16 protein-coding genes are annotated in these 16486 nt (G+C 54.4%); 7 read left to right on the top strand and 9 right to left on the bottom strand.

Going from position 1 to position 16486, the window contains the following annotated elements; genetic code table 11:
- Nucleotides 1-41: 41 nt before the first annotated feature.
- The 5 genes from ntrX to dusB all read right to left on the bottom strand — a co-directional run bounded on the left by ntrX (nucleotide 42) and on the right by dusB (nucleotide 7250).
- Entirely contained in the window at nucleotides 42-1454 is a 1413-nt protein-coding gene (ntrX, locus tag OU789_RS06505; protein WP_263953202.1) for a nitrogen assimilation response regulator NtrX, read from the bottom strand.
- Nucleotides 1451-3700 carry a sensor histidine kinase NtrY-like gene (locus OU789_RS06500; RefSeq protein ID WP_274654270.1) on the bottom strand — a complete coding sequence of 750 codons (2250 nt, stop codon included), beginning with the start codon at nucleotides 3698-3700 and terminating at the stop codon, nucleotides 1451-1453. The genes ntrX and OU789_RS06500 overlap by 4 nt, the downstream gene beginning before the upstream one ends.
- Before the next feature lie 99 nt (nucleotides 3701-3799).
- A complete protein-coding gene (locus OU789_RS06495; RefSeq protein WP_263953204.1) occupies nucleotides 3800-5176 on the bottom strand; it encodes a sigma-54 dependent transcriptional regulator in 1377 nt (458 codons plus the stop codon).
- Complete coding sequence (locus OU789_RS06490; RefSeq protein ID WP_274654267.1) at nucleotides 5176-6270, bottom strand: two-component system sensor histidine kinase NtrB; 1095 nt, start codon at nucleotides 6268-6270, stop codon at nucleotides 5176-5178. The genes OU789_RS06495 and OU789_RS06490 overlap by 1 nt, the downstream gene beginning before the upstream one ends.
- Nucleotides 6267-7250, bottom strand: a complete 984-nt coding sequence (gene dusB, locus OU789_RS06485) for a tRNA dihydrouridine synthase DusB (RefSeq protein ID WP_274654265.1) — start codon at nucleotides 7248-7250, stop codon at nucleotides 6267-6269. The genes OU789_RS06490 and dusB overlap by 4 nt, the downstream gene beginning before the upstream one ends.
- 207 nt (nucleotides 7251-7457) lie before the next feature.
- Between dusB and OU789_RS06480 the strand changes: the two genes are divergently transcribed.
- The 4 genes from OU789_RS06480 (at nucleotide 7458) to OU789_RS06465 (ending at nucleotide 10903) form a co-directional block, all read left to right on the top strand.
- On the top strand, nucleotides 7458-8609 hold the full coding sequence (locus OU789_RS06480; RefSeq protein WP_274654530.1) for a bifunctional 2-C-methyl-D-erythritol 4-phosphate cytidylyltransferase/2-C-methyl-D-erythritol 2,4-cyclodiphosphate synthase: 1152 nt from the start codon (nucleotides 7458-7460) through the stop codon (nucleotides 8607-8609).
- Nucleotides 8606-9100 (top strand): phosphatidylglycerophosphatase A family protein, encoded by a 495-nt coding sequence (locus OU789_RS06475; RefSeq protein WP_263953207.1) that lies wholly within the window; start codon nucleotides 8606-8608, stop codon nucleotides 9098-9100. The genes OU789_RS06480 and OU789_RS06475 overlap by 4 nt, the downstream gene beginning before the upstream one ends.
- Nucleotides 9097-9567 carry a CinA family protein gene (locus tag OU789_RS06470; RefSeq protein ID WP_263953208.1) on the top strand — a complete coding sequence of 157 codons (471 nt, stop codon included), beginning with the start codon at nucleotides 9097-9099 and terminating at the stop codon, nucleotides 9565-9567. Before OU789_RS06475 ends, OU789_RS06470 begins: the two co-directional genes overlap by 4 nt.
- Before the next feature lie 160 nt (nucleotides 9568-9727).
- Complete coding sequence (locus OU789_RS06465) at nucleotides 9728-10903, top strand: ammonium transporter (RefSeq protein WP_274654261.1); 1176 nt, start codon at nucleotides 9728-9730, stop codon at nucleotides 10901-10903.
- Between the two features lie 77 nt (nucleotides 10904-10980).
- On the opposite strand, the gene OU789_RS06460 is transcribed toward OU789_RS06465, so the two are convergent.
- On the bottom strand, nucleotides 10981-11133 hold the full coding sequence (locus tag OU789_RS06460; RefSeq protein ID WP_263953210.1) for a hypothetical protein: 153 nt from the start codon (nucleotides 11131-11133) through the stop codon (nucleotides 10981-10983).
- A 37-nt stretch (nucleotides 11134-11170) separates the two neighbouring features.
- A complete protein-coding gene (locus tag OU789_RS06455) occupies nucleotides 11171-11617 on the bottom strand; it encodes a type II toxin-antitoxin system RatA family toxin (protein ID WP_274654259.1) in 447 nt (148 codons plus the stop codon).
- A gap of 80 nt (nucleotides 11618-11697) precedes the next feature.
- Between OU789_RS06455 and hpt the strand changes: the two genes are divergently transcribed.
- Nucleotides 11698-12240 carry a hypoxanthine phosphoribosyltransferase gene (hpt, locus tag OU789_RS06450; RefSeq protein ID WP_263953212.1) on the top strand — a complete coding sequence of 181 codons (543 nt, stop codon included), beginning with the start codon at nucleotides 11698-11700 and terminating at the stop codon, nucleotides 12238-12240.
- Nucleotides 12241-12545: 305 nt separating this feature from the next.
- On the top strand, nucleotides 12546-13487 hold the full coding sequence (locus OU789_RS06440) for a hypothetical protein (protein ID WP_274654255.1): 942 nt from the start codon (nucleotides 12546-12548) through the stop codon (nucleotides 13485-13487).
- A 96-nt stretch (nucleotides 13488-13583) separates the two neighbouring features.
- On the opposite strand, the gene lipA is transcribed toward OU789_RS06440, so the two are convergent.
- Both lipA and OU789_RS06430 read right to left on the bottom strand, forming a co-directional pair.
- On the bottom strand, nucleotides 13584-14540 hold the full coding sequence (gene lipA / locus OU789_RS06435) for a lipoyl synthase (RefSeq protein WP_263953215.1): 957 nt from the start codon (nucleotides 14538-14540) through the stop codon (nucleotides 13584-13586).
- 301 nt (nucleotides 14541-14841) lie between these two features.
- Nucleotides 14842-15945: a DUF6456 domain-containing protein gene (locus OU789_RS06430; RefSeq protein WP_274654252.1), complete on the bottom strand. Its 1104-nt coding sequence runs from the start codon at nucleotides 15943-15945 to the stop codon at nucleotides 14842-14844.
- Between the two features lie 207 nt (nucleotides 15946-16152).
- Here OU789_RS06430 and OU789_RS06425 point away from each other — a divergent pair, with 207 nt between their 5' ends.
- Nucleotides 16153-16470 (top strand): DUF6477 family protein, encoded by a 318-nt coding sequence (locus OU789_RS06425; RefSeq protein WP_274654250.1) that lies wholly within the window; start codon nucleotides 16153-16155, stop codon nucleotides 16468-16470.
- Nucleotides 16471-16486: the final 16 nt, after the last annotated feature.

Raw genomic sequence — 16486 nt, 5'->3', positions numbered from 1 at the left:
CGCGCGGCGTCAAACCCACGGTATCACGCGCCAATTCCGGATTACGCCTGCTCGTCAGCGACCTCATCCACATGGGCAACGCGCGCGCCAGTCTTGTTGCTGGTCACGATACCAAGCGATTTAAGCTTGCGGTGCAAAGCGCTGCGTTCCATTCCAACGAATGTCGCGGTGCGGCTGATGTTGCCGCCAAACCGATTGATTTGGGTCATGAGGTATTCCCGCTCGAACAACTCGCGCGCCTCGCGCAATGGCAAGGTTGCAAGACCAGCCGATAGGATCACCCCTGCACCATCGCCTTCAGGCTCACTTTGTTGTGGAAGCTCACTGGCGTCGATCGGGCCGTTGTCGTTGCCAAGGATCAAGATGCGTTCAACCACATTCTTGAGTTGGCGCACGTTGCCGGGCCACGGCATTGTCTGTAGCAGTGCCTTGGCTTCGCCCGTAAGTTCGCGCAGTGGCAAACCCTGATCGCGGTTAAATTTCGCGATAAAGGCTTCGGCAAGTTCAGGAATATCCTCGCGACGATCTTCAAGAGATGGAACCGTGATCGGAACAACATTCAGGCGATGATACAGCTCCTGACGGAAATTCCCGATATCAATTTCAGCTTGCAAGTCCCTGTTTGAACTCGAAATAACGCGAATGTCTACGCGCACATTGTCACTGCCGCCAACGCGCTGAAATTGCTGATCGACCAACACGCGCAAAATCTTGGATTGGGTTCCAAGAGGCATATCCGCGACTTCGTCAAAATAGATTACGCCGCCGTGGGCCTGCTCCAACAATCCCGGCTCAACGCCGCGCTCTGCGGTTTCCCGACCGAAAAGAACTTCTTCCATCCGTTCAGGCTCAATCGAAGCAGAATTCACAACGATGAACGGCGCATTGGCGCGGTCGCTGTTGGCATGAATGAACCGCGCGGCGATCTCTTTGCCTGCACCCCCCGGACCAGTCAGCATCACGCGTCCGTTAGACTTGGTTACCTTTTCAAGGTTAGATTTCAGCGCTTTAAACGCAGAACTTGAACCAAGCATCTCGGCGCTTGAAACATCACGACGCCGCAACTCGTTGTTCTCGCGCCGCAGACGCGATGTCTCCATCGCGCGGGTGATAACAACCATCAACTGATCAATATTGAACGGCTTTTCAATAAAGTCGTAAGCACCCTGTTTGATCGCGGCAACCGCAATCTCGATGTTGCCGTGCCCAGAGATAATCACAATCGGAATATCGGGATTGTCGCGCTTCGTTGCCTTGAGGATATCAATACCGTCCATCCGGCTGTCCTTTAGCCAGATATCCAGGATCATCAGGCCCGGAGGCTCTGCGTTGATCTGCTCCATGCACTCGTCGGAGTTACTTGCAAGACGGGTCGTAAACCCTTCATCTTTAAGGATATCCGAAATCAACTCGCGGATATCTCTTTCGTCATCAACGATTAGAATGTCGCTCATTGTCCTACCTCTCTTCCTGTTGTCGCAGCAGACCACGGGAGAGTGATCGCCACACAAGCGCCTGCACGCTCGGTATTGCCAAATTTCTCTGCATCAAGCAGCGCCAGCGTACCGCCGTGCTCCTCAACGATTTTCTTCACGATGGGTAAGCCAAGGCCTGTCCCCTTATCGCGGGTGGTGACATAGGGCTCAAAGAGCCGCGTCCTGTCGGCTGGGAAGCCAATGCCGTTATCGGAAATACGCACCGTCCATTCGGACTCATTGGTTTCAACCTCTATCCGAACCTGTGGATCAAAGCCTTCTGGTACGCCTTTTTCCATATGAGTTTCAACACCTTCCCCAGCGTTCTTAATAATATTTGTCAGCGCTTGGGCGATCATTGTCGCGTCGACATCAGACATACACGGGCCATCCGGCACTTCTGCGGAAAGCGTAACTTCGCCCAATGCGCCAGTTTGCAAAACAACGGCGTCTCGCAGCAATTCATTCAGATCATGCTCGCGCAATTCTGGCTCTGGCATCCGCGCGAATTTCGAGAACTCGTCTACAATGCGGCGTAGATCATCGGTCTTGCGCACGATCACTTCGGTCATCTGAGCGAGTGTTTCGGCGTCTGCTTCCTCAAGCCGGGGCGAGAATTTGCGTTTGATCCGCTCGGCAGAAAGCTGGATGGGCGTTAGCGGGTTCTTGATTTCATGGGCAATCCGCCGCGCAACATCACCCCAAGCTGCCATACGTTGCGCGGTTACAAGGTCGGTCACGTCGTCAAAGGCAATCACATAGCCCTCTAGCCCGCCTTCGCTGTTCCGCCGTGGTGAAATCCGCACCAACAGGTTCTCTAGCTTCCCGTCGCGCGTTACGCGAACCTCTTCCTGCGCAATTTCGGCGCGGGATTTACGCGTGCGTTCAAAAAACGCGCCAAACTCGGGAACGGCTACGGCAATCTGTTCATCGCCAGCATTACTCGACAAAGCCAGCAGACGCCGTGCGGAGCGGTTCACAAAGTCGACGCGCCCCTCGGCGTCAAGCCCGACAACGCCTGAAGTAACGGAGTTCAGCACCGAGTCAAACTGACGACGGCGCGCCTCAATCTGGCGTGTATTATCAAGCAAGGCTTCGCGCTGATCACGCAGTTGGCGCATCATTTGGTTAAAGTAACGGCCGAGCATTGCGATTTCATCGTCGCCACGCTCTTCAAGAACCTGAACAGACATGTCGCCCGAACCGACGCGCTGTGCCGCGCTGGTCAGTCGGCCCACCGGTCGCGACAGGCGCTCGGCAAACCACAGGCCAAGCCAGATCGCCGCCAAGATCAGAATAACTGCAAAACCGAGGTATAAGAGACCGAATTCAAAGAGAATTTTGCCACGGTCTTTTTCAAGCTGCTGATACAGCGACACGGTTTCTTGTGTCTCGTCCAGCAGGTTCAAAATCTCTCCATCGACATCGCGGGACACGTATAAATAACGGTCAAGCAAGCCCGACAATGAAACCAAGGCGCGGAATTCGTTGTTGTTCCAATCGCGGATGACTACGGTTTCCCCAGCATCGGCGCGGGCAAGATCGTCGTCACTTGGGCGTTCGTAATCAAATAGATATGACCGTACGCCACGAGCGCGGATTTCACCGGCTCCGTCAATTACAAAAGCTTCGCGGAAGTTGCGATTCACCTCTTGCTGGGCGTCATTCAGGAATTCGCGCAGATCACCATCAGGCGTGCGCACGCTGCCCAACGCGTTGAGGTTGATACGGTCTGCGAGAGCTTCGGCATCGGTTACGAGAAAACGATGATGCTCCGCCTCATAGGCTTGTGCAGCATCGAGCGAAGATGAAACCACTTCCCGCACACGCTCGGAAAACCAGCCCTCGATCCCGACATTCACCGTTAGCATCGCGAAAACAGCAACCAGAATAGTCGGCAAGAGCGCCACAACCGCGAAAACGCCGGTCAAACGCAAGTGAAGCCGCGACCCAGCAGATTTCGCCCGCCTTGCGGCGATCATCTGCACCACCCGTTGCAACACGAGCGAAGCCACAAGCAGCGCATAGACCAAATCGGCCAAGAGAATCAGGCGAAGCGCAGTTGGGCCAGCGGCCACCTCATAGGGGCCAAGCACAACAAATGTCGCCGCTGCCAATATCGGGCCAAGAACGACCAATCCCAGAGTTGCGATATTCTGAAATTTTCGTTGTCGGCGCAGCCGACTAAGCCTGTTTATCGTCGCACTTTGTCCCAAAATTGGCACTGTGCCCTCCAAAGATGATGTGGCCCCATGTGTGGCCACCACAACATACCCACTGCTTTTCTATGGCCGCAGCCTTATTGTCACGGGTATGTTGCTCTTTTACATCAATTTGCGGCGGCGTGTCACGCTAATTTCGAGGTCTGTGATCTTCTTTCTGAGGGTGTTTCGGTTAATTCCAAGCAAGTCCGCGCACTTAGCCTGATTTCCACCTGTCGCATCCAAGGCGATTTCGATCAATGGTGTCTCGATTTCGCGCAGAATCCGCTGATAAACGCCGGGTGGCGGCAAGACACCGCCGTGAAGATCAAAGTAGCGGCGCAGGTGTTTTGCTACCGATGCAGACAGCAATTCGCCCTCGGCACCTGTGCTGGTCGGCTCCATTGCGGGCTGGTTGCCTAGGACAAGCTCGACCTCAGGGACGGTAATTTCTTCTTCAACGGATGTAACGACCAGACGACGGATCGTGTTTTCCAACTGGCGTACGTTGCCCGGCCAGCTATAGGCGCGGATCATCTCCATCGCATCCTGCCCAAGACGACGGACCGGCGCACCTTCGCGTTCTGCTTTCGCTAAGAAATGGTTTGCCAGCAACGGAATGTCATCCACCCGCTCGCGCAGCGCAGGTACAGTCACTGTCACGCCACAGAGGCGATAATAGAGATCTTGTCGAATTTCGCCGCTTTCCATTTTCTGGCTTAAGTTGGTTTGGCTGGTAGCCATGATGCGCGGGGCATTGTCGCCGAAACTGTCGAGCATTCGAACAACCCGTGCTTGAGAATCCGCATCCAAATCACCAACTTCATCAAACAGGATCGAGCCACCCTTTGCGCGGGAAACTACTGTAGCTGGGCCGTCCATCCCTTTGAGATCATTCGCACTTACCACAACAAAGGGCAGCGTTCTGCGGTCGGAGAAATCGTGGATTGCCCGCGCAATCAATGACTTGCCAGTACCGCTTTCGCCAGAGATCATCACAGAGAGATCGGTGTTCATCACCCGCGCAACCAGCCTATAAAGCGCCTGCATTTGAGGCGTGCGGCCAACCAACGGCAGATCGTCGGAAGCGCCCTCTTGCTGGGTGTCGTCGTCTCGTTTGGCGTTGCGCGCACGGCGTTTAATCTCAAGGCCGCGGGCCGCTCGCTTCATCAGATCAGGAAGATCGAACGGCTTGGGAAGGTAATCATAGGCCTCGGCCTCAGCGGCCTGAATAGCGGTCATGATGGTGTTTTGCGCCGAAATCACAATCACAGGCAAACCGGGACGGAGCTCGCCAATTTTCGGCAGCGCTTCGAGGCCGTTTCCGTCGGGCATCATGACGTCGGAAATCACGAGATCGCCCTTCCCTTCCTCGACCCAACGCATCAACGTCATCAAAGAAGACGTGGCATGGACCTTACAGCCCGCTCGGGTCAAAGCTTGGGTCAGGACGGTACGAATTGTACGATCATCATCTGCGACTAGAACTGTCCCATCCATCAGGCGGTCTCCACTTCGGTTTGTTCAAATTTCGGGGCAACAGGCAAGGAGAGGCGGAACACGGTTCTGCCTGGCGCCGAGTCAACGGCGATCCATCCCTGATGCTCGGATATGATTTTGCTCACAAGCGCGAGGCCGAGGCCGGTTCCGTTTTCGCGGCCCGATACAAAGGGCTCGAACACATCGCTTGCGATTTCGGCCGGCAAACCCGGACCATCATCCATGATTTCGATTTGAAGCGGCACGGAACCAGAGCCATCGGCACGGCGCAGGCGCATCGAGTTTTCATAGAATGTATGAATGCGGATTTTTCCGCCCGCTTTGTTGGCTTCGGACGCATTCTTGAGCAGGTTTAAGAACACCTGCTGAAGCTGGTCCGCATCCCCCCACGTTGCGGGGAGCGAGGGATCGTAATCCTCAACGATATCCATATGCGCACCAAAACCGACCATGGCCGAACGGCGGGCGCGATCCAGAACATCGTGGATATTCACGGCCTTACACTGCGGCATGAGCACATTGCCGAATTGCTCCACCTGCTCCAGCAGTTTCACGATGCGGCGTGTTTCAGCAACGATCAGATCAGTCATTTCCTGATCTTCCACACTGAGGTTCATCGACAAGAGTTGCGCAGCCCCCGTGATGCCAGCAAGCGGGTTCTTGATTTCATGCGCCAGCATTTCGGCCATGCCGATCGCAGATTTGGCTGCTGACTTTACCGAGTGGCTGCGCCCTAAGCGCCCTGCAATCTCGCGCGGAGAAATCAGGAGCAGAACCTTGGCCGAACTCTCGCCGCCAACAAGAGAAAGTGGCGCGATTTGAATGTTACAGAGAACCGGTGGGCGGTCGCCGCCGCCGACGTCCACGTCATTGATAAACAGTGCGGACCGATCTTTGCGCACGCGCTCAAACGAGCTTTCAAGCGGCGCGTCAATCATGACTTTGTCCCAAACAGGTGCGCCGTGAAGCGTTTTGGCCGATGTATTGAGAAAACTCTCGGCCACTGGGTTACAATCCTCGATGTGATCGTCTGCGTCGAGAATGAAGGCTGGAATGGGCAAGGATGCCCAAAAGTCGATGTTGGTTTCCGTCATGCTGCGATCCTGTCATGCGGTAGGAGCGCCTCTGGCAGGCGCGTCAGAACGGCGGCGGGCGCGCGTTCAGTCAGTATGGATTTTCGAAGGTCAGGCGGTGTTTGGACGCGATCCATGTACCACCCCAAATGTTTGCGCGCGACACGACCGCCAAGCGTTTCCCCATAAAACGAGAGCATCTCTTCGTAATGGGCGGCGACCATATCGGCAAAATCCGCGCCCTTTGGCACCTCGGGTTCATCCGTTCCATAGAGAGCGGCTGATACTTGTGCCAGCACCCATGGTTGCCCCTGCGCGCCGCGCCCGATCATCACACCATCTGCGCCGGATTTCTCGAGGGCAGTGCGCGCGGTTTCGGGGCCAAGGACATCGCCATTCGCAATCACTGGAATGGCAACCGCCTCTTTCACCCTATTGATCGCGACCCAATCGGCGCGACCTTTGTAAAACTGGCAACGTGTTCGGCCGTGGATCGTAATCATCTGGATACCAGCAGCTTCCGCCCGTTTGGCAAGTTCCGGTGCATTGAGCAGGTCGTCGTCCCATCCAAGGCGCGTCTTGAGTGTAACCGGAATTTTAACAGCCGCGACGACGGCCTCGATCAATGTGAGCGCATGGTCCAGATCCTTAAGCAGTGCCGATCCGGAATAGCCGTTTACGACCTTCTTGGCAGGGCAGCCCATATTGATATCAATCAGACGCGCACCGTTGCTTTCGACCATGCGTGCGGCCTCGCCCATCCAATAGGCATCCCGCCCCGCGATTTGCACCGAGGTGTTGGCGCTGTCAAACCCAAGCTCAGCGCGTTCGCGGACACCCGGTTTGGCTTGCACCATTTCCTGACTGGCGACCATCTCGCTTACAACGAGGCCCGCTCCGAATTTTGACACGAGATTCCGGAATGGCAGATCGGTAATACCCGCCAGCGGTGCGAGGAACACCGGTGGGGTCAAATCCAATTCTGCGAGTTTTACGGTCAAACGCTTAATCCTTGTGCATTTGCTCTTTGCTACCGCCCTAAAACACAATTGGCAATTCTACCGATTGGTAAAATGCAACAAAAACACGCAATGCCTATTTTTTAATCACGCACCCATGACGCACAATCTGTCGTTGTTATCAATTCGTGATTTGCCTAGAGATACCCCATGACGAACGCACAAATTCCAACCGGAACACCGGACCAGATGAAAGTGGCCGCGCTCATCGTCGCCGCTGGAAGCGGGAGCAGGATGGGTGGCGGATTGCCAAAGCAATTCCGCTTGCTGGCGGGACGCCCTGTTCTGCGCCACACGGTTGAGATTTTTGCAAAGCATCCGGATGTGGCATCGGTCACGGTTGTACATGCCGCGGACACCGAAGAAACCACGCGGGATTGCCTTAAGGATATAGAGAATATCGGCTTTACAATCGGTGGCGAGAGCCGCGCAGCCTCTGTTGCGCTTGGGCTTGCCGCTCTTCCATCGGGCACAACGCATGTGCTGATACATGACGGCGCGCGCTGTTTGACCAGCCGTGCCGTGATCGACGGGGTTATTGAGGCTCTAGCCGATGCAGATGCTGCTGCCCCTGCCCTTGCTGTCACCGATGCACTTTGGTGCGGAGAAGACGCACAGGTGACTGGCATGCAATCGCGCGACGGGCTTTATCGCGCCCAGACACCACAGGGATTTGCACTCGACCCTATCCGCGCAGCGCATGAAAACGGCACACACGAGGCCGCAGACGATGTAGAGCTGGCACTTGGCCATGGAATTGACGTCACCATCACCCAAGGGGATGAGGACAACATCAAGCTTACTTACCCGCAGGATTTCGCCCACGCGGAACGCATACTTAAAGAAAGAGAACAAAGATCAATGGACATTCGGCTTGGCAACGGATTTGACGTGCATCGATTTGGTGAGGGCGACCATGTGATCCTCTGTGGTGTTGAAATTCCGTTTGGTCGCGGGTTGCAAGGCCATTCCGATGCCGATGTGGGAATGCATGCGATCACTGATGCCATCTATGGCGCGCTTGGTCAGGGCGACATCGGGCAGCACTTCCCGCCGAGCGAGGCGCAGTGGAAAGGTGCAGCAAGTGACATTTTCCTTAAGCACGCCGTTGAGCTGGCACAAGACAGCGGCTTTGCCATTGGCAATGTCGATTGTACGCTGATTTGCGAACAACCGAAGATCGGCCCACGCGCCACAGAAATGCGCGTAAAACTTTGCGAAATCATGGGGTTGGACATTGAGCGCATCAGCGTGAAAGCAACAACCTCCGAACGCCTCGGCTTTACTGGCCGCGAAGAAGGGATCGCCGCGCTTGCTACGGCGACATTGGTGAAATCATGACCGCAACGAAACTGATCGCAACGTTCTTTGGCGCCGGGCTTCTCAAGCCCGCCCCTGGCACATGGGGCAGCCTCGCAGCCCTACCCGCCGCTTATATTCTACACCTGATCGGTGGCTTTCCTGTGCTGGCTGTCGCGACCATTGCGGTGATCTTTGTTGGCATTTGGGCGACCAAACAGGAAACTGCTGGCAAAGCGGATCATGACCCAGGCGAGATCGTAATTGATGAGGTTGCGGGCATGTGGATCGCGCTTTGGCCCGTGTCTTTTGGGGCTGGGTTTGCCGAAACTACGATGCTCGCGCTTTACCCCGGCATTATAGTGGCGTTTCTTGCGTTTCGCGCATTTGACATCACCAAACCCGGCCCCGTGGGATGGGCGGACCGCCGCAACGATGCTGTTGGTGTGATGCTTGATGATGTGATCGCAGGCGTGTTCGCTGCTCTTACCGTTGTTGCATTTGGGGTGATTTACCATATCGTATGGGTATGAGCCTTGCAGAGCGCCTCTTAACCTTCAGCCTTCGTGCCAAAGTGGCGATTGCCACGGCAGAAAGCTGCACGGGCGGTATGGTCAGCGCGGCGATCACAGATGTGGCTGGAAGCTCGGCGATATTTGATCGCGGGTTTGTCACCTATACCAATGACGCAAAACAAGCGCTTCTTGGCGTGAAGGGCGCAACGCTCGACCGCGTTGGCGCAGTTTCCGAAGAAGTCGCCCAAGAGATGGCCGATGGCGCACTTGCAAACTCCAACGCCACGCTTGCGGTTTCAATCACAGGCATAGCAGGTCCGGGCGGAAGTGAGCACAAACCCGAGGGGCGCGTTTGTTTCGGTTTGGCGCAAGCGGGCCACCCGACCAAAACTGAAACCGTGGAGTTTGGTGCCATGGGGCGCGGCAATGTCCGTATCGCGGCGCGCGATCATGCGCTTACGCTTCTCCTCAACGCCATTTCCTAACTCGCACAACAATTCATCAAACACGCTGCGAATTGCCTATTATTGCGGCAATCGCGTAACTGCCCGTTTTTTACACACCCATCACACCTTTTGCCTCTTTTCACATCACTGATTGGACGCTTCATGCCTCTATCACGGAAAAAACCTATCGGAGGGGACGATGAACGGGGCAGATACAGCTTGGATAATGATGGCCACGGCCTTGGTGTTGTTTATGACATTACCGGGGCTGGCGCTTTTTTACGGGGGGCTTGTGCGCGCGCGCAACGTGCTGAGCGTTTTCATGCACTGTTACGCCATTGCGTGCTTGATGAGCGTGCTTTGGCTTGTTGTTGGCTATTCCATCGCCTTCGGTGACGGCGGTGCGTATTGGGGCGGCTTGGGCAAAGCCTTCCTCTCAGGGGTCACAACCGAAAGCACCTCCGGAACCCTTCCGGAGGTCCTCTTTTTCGCATTTCAAATGACATTTGCGATTATCACGCCTGCGCTGATCGTTGGGGCGTATGTCGAGCGGATCGGCTTTGCATATGTGCTGACTTTCTCCGGCCTCTGGATGCTGCTGTGCTATGCGCCAGTTGTGCATTGGATCTGGGGCGGCGGCTTTCTCTCTGAAGGCGGCATCTTCGGCACAGGCGTCATGGATTTCGCAGGCGGTATCGTCGTGCACGAAACCGCTGGGATCGCGGCGCTTGTGCTGGCCGTCATGCTTGGGGCGCGCAAAGTTCAGAACAAACCACCCCACTCGCCCGGCTTCGTTATGATCGGCGCGGCGATGCTCTGGGTTGGCTGGTTCGGCTTTAACGGCGGCTCGCAACTTGCCGCAGACGGTGGCGCAGCGATGGCGATAACAGTCACGCATCTTTCGGCGGCGGCCGCCAGCTTGACTTGGGCACTCTGGGAAAAGATCAAATACGGCACCGCGAGCCTTGTTGGCCTTGTTACCGGCACCATCGCTGGCCTTGCTTCGATCACGCCTGCTTCGGGGTTTGTTGGACCGATCGAGGCACTGATTATCGGCGCGGTTGCGGGCATCCTGTGTCAGGAAGCTGTGAACCTGATCCGCAATGTTCTTAAGATCGACGACACGCTGGATGTGTTCGCGGTACACGGAGTTGGTGGCATCTTCGGCACCATTATGATTGCGGCATTTGGCAAGGGCGACTGGGTTGCACAACTTGGCGGGCTTGTGATTGTCGGGATATTCACGCTGGTCGTGACGGTTATCATTGCGAAAGCTGTTGGCTTTATCACGCCAATGCGGGTGAGCGCCGAAGCCGAAACCAACGGGCTTGATCTCGAAGCTCATGGCGAGCGGGCCTACGAATTTAACTCGTAGTTTTATCACTGCTTACAAAATGAGGGCCGCTCCTAATCAGGGCGGCCTTTTCTATTCTCCGACAGGAAACCGCCCCCTCAACCCGAGGTGAACATTCCGACCACAGCCAGCAACAGGATTGCGGTTAGGATGAGCCAGACGAACTTGAAAACAAGCCGGATCAAAACGCGGTAATAGCCCAGCAAAACAAACAAGATCACCGCGATGATAAGTATGGCCATGGGGGTCATACGATGCGCCCCTCACGGCCGTTCGGGTAAGTCGGGCTCATCCGTAGAGCTTCTTGGCGCGCGATTCAAAAGCACGCACAATCATCATCATCGCTTCGTTAAACACTACGCCAATGAGCTTTTGTAGGATTTTGCTTTTGAACTCGAAATCCACAAAGAACGAAACCTCGCAGCCCCCTTCTTCGAGGTCTCGCATTTTCCAATGGCTCTTGAGGTATTTGAACGGACCATCAAGGTATTCGGTCTCGATCAACCGCCGCTCCGGATAAAGACGCACGCGGCTGCCGAAGCGTTCACGGAAAACTTTGAAACTGATCACCAGATCAGCCAGCATTTCGTCTCCGCCCTCAATTGGAGTCACAGACCGAATTCGCGCCCCTGCGCACCATGGCAAAAACTGGGGATAAGCCCCGACATCCGCAACGAGGTCATAGATCTGCTCTGCCGTATAAGGAAGTGTGCGGGTCTCTTGGTGCGTGGGCATATCGGGTTAAACTATCTCAATTATTCATAGCATTGGCCCTCCATTTCGTGTACTCCGCGCCTAAATGCAAGGGGAGAACCATGCCAACGCGTCCTTATGTCATCGATCAGATGATCACCGCCAAGTCTATCGCCGCACGGATCGAAGAGCTGTCTCGCGAGATCGAGCGTGAATTTTCCAAGACAGACAAGCTTGTTGTCGTTGGGCTTTTGCGCGGCTCATTTGTCTTTATTGCGGATATCGTGCGGGAACTTGATCTGCCTGTTGAAGTCGATTTCCTCGAGGCTTCGTCTTATGGTGACGGTACGGAAAGCAGCCGCGAAGTGCGCATCCTGAAAGACCTGCGCGGTGCCATTGAAGGCCGTGATGTTCTGGTTGTTGAGGACATTGTGGACACAGGCCACACCCTCACCCATGTGACGCATCTTTTGAACTCCCGAAACCCTGCAAAGCTCAAGACGATTTGCCTGCTCGACAAGCCATCGCGCCGTGAGGTTGACATCAAATCCGACTGGACCGGATTTGAAATTCCCGACGAATTCGTCGTAGGGTACGGCATTGATTTTGCACAAAGAAACCGCAACCTCCCCTATATTGGCAAGGTGCGCTTTACCGAAGAATGAGCCTTAATCCGCGCCACTTACTACGCATGTCGCGCTGGAGCCGCAGACCGCCTTCCACGCGGCGCGTGATACTCGTTTTTGGTGTGGTGCTCCTGTGTTTGGCCTTGGCTGGATTAGAGCGGTTTGTCGGCATTCCCGAGGGCTTGCAGCGCGAGCCAAACCCCAAAATTCGCATCGAATAGCTCTGTATCGGTTCTGCAACAAGGTTTTGGTAATGTTTCGCGGTCTATAGGTACAAGACCGCTTTGCAAGTATCGAAGTTGGTAGTTGAGTATCGAGTAAGAATACATTTGTTAGGAAGAATTATGGCTAAGCGCAGTTTGTTTTGTGCGTTCGTTGCCAGCGTTGCGGCCACTCAAGTCGCCGCAGAAGTCAGCGCGCCAAACGGAATATATATCCGCGGTGACGTGGGGCTTGAACGGTTTTCTGTTTTTGGAGACAGCGAAACGACCTTCTCTGGCCGTCTTGATTTTGGGATTAGCCCAGATCAGCATTCATCTAATCTCGGCCCCATCGGTTTACATTTCGCAATAGAAGGCCTTGATGGCCCGGGCGGAGATGATCCTAAAGCGTTTTATGCAGCAGTGAGTTATACAGGTGACTTTGGTCGCTTTTCGATCGGGGCGCCGCGTCCGGTAACCGACGAGGGCTATTTTGACACGCACCTTTTCCTCGGCAGCACATGGCTTGATTTTGAGCTTGGACAATTAACACGCTCTTGGGTTTCCAACGCTTATTTGTTTTCAAGTTCCGGTGATCGCCCGATAGGCGCCCGCTGGGACGGGCAGTTTTCCAACACAAAAGTTGGCATTTCCTACAACCAAATGGACGACCTTGATCTAAGGGATTGGAATCTCGCTGTTCGCCACGATTTCCCAGTAAGCGATCAGGGTTATCAATTCGCTGTATATGGCGGCCTTGAGTGGACTACACTTCAGGACTATGACCAATTCCTCTATCGCATCGGTATCGAGGCACATTCGACAGAGTTCAACGCCGGTCTTCGTTGGGACCGACTGGAATCGCCCTTTGAAAATACGATCACGGCCTATGCCGATTATAACATCGTTCGTAATGCCTCGATTGGCGTTGACCTAATGTATAGCGACGGCTTTTCCGGCGAATTGGTCTATGGCCTAAATGGCAAGTATCGGTTTTTTAACGACGGATGGCTCAACGTCTTTATTGGCAGCAATGTCGAAAACACAGACTATTTCTATGGTGCCGGGCTTGGGCAACATTTCTAGCTGATATCGTAGCCAATCACTCAACCGATTACCCAAAATCAAAAGCGCTCCGAACAATTGTCGGAGCGCTTTCATAATTTGTTAGTTCAAATTTTGTTAGGCTTTTGTCGCGAACTTTGCTTCGCGGGCTGCCCGCAATTGCGCGAAGTCGTCGCCAGCGTGGTATGAACTTCGCGTCAGTGGCGTCGCTGAAACCATGAGGAAACCTTTGCCATAGGCGGCCTTCTCATAGGTCTTGAACTCCTCAGGCGTTACAAACCGATCAACGGCGTGGTGTTTGGGCGTCGGTTGAAGATACTGCCCGATCGTCAAGAAATCGATATCTGCAGCGCGCATGTCTTCCATCACTTGCATCACCGCTTGTTTGTCTTCACCAAGGCCAACCATAATGCCGGACTTCGTAAACATCGTCGGGTCCATCTCTTTCACACGCTGCAAAAGACGCAGGCTGTGGAAATAGCGCGCGCCTGGGCGCACCTCTGGATAGAGGCCGGGAACCGTTTCGAGGTTATGGTTGAAAACGTCAGGCCGCGCTTCGACGACAATCTCAAGCACCTTGGGATCGCATCGTATAAAATCCGGCGTCAAAATCTCGATAGTCGTATTCGGGGATTGCTGGCGAATGGCTCTAATCGTCTGAGCAAAATGCTCTGCTCCGCCGTCCTCAACATCGTCGCGATCAACCGAGGTGATCACCACGTGGTTCAATCCGAGCTTCTTGACTGCAGCAGCAACGCGACCAGGCTCAAACGGGTCAAGGTCTTCGGGCGGCTTACCGGTTGCAATATTGCAGAACGTACAGGCCCGAGTACAGACCTCACCCATGATCATCATCGTAGCATGGCCTTGCGACCAGCATTCACCAACGTTCGGACAGCCCGCTTCTTCACAAACCGTCGTCAGCGCATTGTCCCGCATGATCTTGTGGGTCTCGGCATAGCCTTTGCCGCCCGGCGCCTTTACCCGAATCCAACTTGGTTTCTTAGGCTGAGCGTTATCGGGGTTCTTGGCTTTCTCTGGATGGCGCTGGGCCGGAATCTTGAGATCACGCATGATTTCTCCTCACAATTTGCCCGTGTATAACGGTTTTTTGTCGGGAATGGGAAGCGTTTGAATCGTCGCGGTGAGCAGCTATGCAGCAAACTCAACGCTGCGCATATGAGGAAATTCATCATAGCCCCAAGCCCGTCGTGGATTCGGGCTTCGAGCAATCCTTCTTAAGACGGAAAAAACGCAGGGCAATCTAAGCAAATTCAAGCGCATCAGCGCTGCCCCACTTGCAAGATGTGTTGTTCGTAGCCTCTTGCGTAAAGCAGACCCAGCATCCATTTACGGGCCGACATCCGAATGGCCATTAACCAATCAGCGGCCCGTGCTCGCCATATCGGTGCTTGTAGTAGGCAGCCAATCGCGACAATGCGATCCGTAGGATGACTTTTCCACTTCGGGCGCACCACCCCATTTCCTTTTCTGCCGCTTCAAGCCCCTCAAGCTTGCAAACACAGCGCAGGACCACGTCACCGAGGTCTTGTCCGAGTTCTCTGAGCGCATCACGCGCGCGCTCGTGTGCTTCTTTGTGTTTTGAATTGGCAAAGGGAATTATAGGGTTGTCGTTCGCATACGTCCCTTCGTAGATGTAGTTTTCCCAGATATCATCACATTGATACCCAAGCTGCGCGAGTTCGAAATCCTCTCGAATCCGCTCGCCAGCTGCAATCATTTCGTCCGTCAAAAGCGGGTTACCATCCGGATCACGGCGGCGGGACAACATCGTTAATGGGGTTTCCGCAAGGTTTGTTTTGCGTAAGTTGACCTCGATCGCACGACTGGACGGCGCAGAGGAAAACGCGGCTTGGCTTTCGGCGAAACCAACAGATGTCGTCATCGGCGACACGCCGCCGCATTTCAGAAATGCACGGCCTTGAGGTGTGATCTCATAGAGCGTGACTTTGCCGGATTTTACACAATCTATCCAGTCATTTAGCGCCATAACTTCAGCCACACTGCGGTGCAATATTGCTGTGCGCGTGGATTGCCCACTTGGCAAATCGCGCAGAACAACCGCCTGCTCCATTTCTTCCCCCACAAGTAAGTGCGAACCTGGTTCACAAAGGCGCTTAAGAACTCGCCGCGCCTCTTGTTCAAGCTCTTTATCCTCTTCCGTTGGTGTTTCGGGGCGCGCTGGCAAAACGATTTTTTTGGCCGTTTCGATATCCTCCGGCGGCTGAAAATGACTTTTGCCCAAGCGCTTCAAACCAAGATCTACGAGCAAGTCATCGCGACGTGATTCAAATTTATGAATTTGCCGCATTACCGTTGATGCATGGCACCCTACCGCCCTTGCAACGGCCCGAATAGACAACCCCGTCTCTGTATGAAGCAGGTACCGCTCGGCAGTTTGCGGCACCCAGTGTGGCAACGGATCCTGATGCAAACAGGTATCCATAACATCCCCCATGAAGAGTCTCCTTGTTGTGGTTTTGGATTGAAGTACGCGAGCAAACCGAAATACACATGGTTACCCAAAGGTTAAAAAATACCAGTTTCGCTATCCTTGGGTTTAATTACTAAACAATCCGTAAACACGCGTACGGCGAGTCAATTTACACGCAACACACGCATAGGTTGTGTTTGATTAAAGCATCCAAGAAACACCGGAGGCTTTATGAACGACATCAAATCAATGCTGAAAATGCTGCATCGCCCACGCATTCTCATTCGCGCCGCACGTCATGGGTTGCGCGACTACAATCGAACACGTGATCTCAAACGGCTATTGCGTTTGGAGCAAATCCCAAGTTCGGGCCAAGCACTAATCACCTTAATCAACGAAGAACGCACCCTCGAAAACAAGCGCAAATCCGGTGAAGCCAGCTATTCTGTCATGCGCCATATCGAGGTGCTTGTTGCACTCATGGGCGAAGCACAGCTTTATACGCAATCAGATGAAATCCCACGTTCGCATTTGCGTGTCGTTGGATAACCCTGATACCGACTGG

It is taken from the genome of Halocynthiibacter sp. C4, from assembly GCF_028823805.1.
Taxonomy (GTDB): domain Bacteria; phylum Pseudomonadota; class Alphaproteobacteria; order Rhodobacterales; family Rhodobacteraceae; genus Falsihalocynthiibacter; species Falsihalocynthiibacter halioticoli.
This window is presented reverse-complemented; position numbering and strand designations above follow the sequence as displayed.

What these genes read in the sequence shown, in the direction of transcription:
- ntrX (WP_263953202.1), bottom strand. Translation starts at nt 1,454, where the DNA reads ATGAGCGACATTCTAATCGTTGATGACGAAAGAGATATCCGCGAGTTG.
- OU789_RS06495 (WP_263953204.1), bottom strand. Translation starts at nt 5,176, where the DNA reads ATGGATGGGACAGTTCTAGTCGCAGATGATGATCGTACAATTCGTACC.
- OU789_RS06490 (WP_274654267.1), bottom strand. Translation starts at nt 6,270, where the DNA reads ATGACGGAAACCAACATCGACTTTTGGGCATCCTTGCCCATTCCAGCC.
- OU789_RS06480 (WP_274654530.1), top strand. Translation starts at nt 7,458, where the DNA reads ATGAAAGTGGCCGCGCTCATCGTCGCCGCTGGAAGCGGGAGCAGGATG.
- OU789_RS06475 (WP_263953207.1), top strand. Translation starts at nt 8,606, where the DNA reads ATGACCGCAACGAAACTGATCGCAACGTTCTTTGGCGCCGGGCTTCTC.
- OU789_RS06470 (WP_263953208.1), top strand. Translation starts at nt 9,097, where the DNA reads ATGAGCCTTGCAGAGCGCCTCTTAACCTTCAGCCTTCGTGCCAAAGTG.
- OU789_RS06465 (WP_274654261.1), top strand. Translation starts at nt 9,728, where the DNA reads ATGAACGGGGCAGATACAGCTTGGATAATGATGGCCACGGCCTTGGTG.
- OU789_RS06460 (WP_263953210.1), bottom strand. Translation starts at nt 11,133, where the DNA reads ATGACCCCCATGGCCATACTTATCATCGCGGTGATCTTGTTTGTTTTG.
- OU789_RS06455 (WP_274654259.1), bottom strand. Translation starts at nt 11,617, where the DNA reads ATGCCCACGCACCAAGAGACCCGCACACTTCCTTATACGGCAGAGCAG.
- hpt (WP_263953212.1), top strand. Translation starts at nt 11,698, where the DNA reads ATGCCAACGCGTCCTTATGTCATCGATCAGATGATCACCGCCAAGTCT.
- OU789_RS06440 (WP_274654255.1), top strand. Translation starts at nt 12,546, where the DNA reads ATGGCTAAGCGCAGTTTGTTTTGTGCGTTCGTTGCCAGCGTTGCGGCC.
- lipA (WP_263953215.1), bottom strand. Translation starts at nt 14,540, where the DNA reads ATGCGTGATCTCAAGATTCCGGCCCAGCGCCATCCAGAGAAAGCCAAG.
- OU789_RS06430 (WP_274654252.1), bottom strand. Translation starts at nt 15,945, where the DNA reads ATGGGGGATGTTATGGATACCTGTTTGCATCAGGATCCGTTGCCACAC.
- OU789_RS06425 (WP_274654250.1), top strand. Translation starts at nt 16,153, where the DNA reads ATGAACGACATCAAATCAATGCTGAAAATGCTGCATCGCCCACGCATT.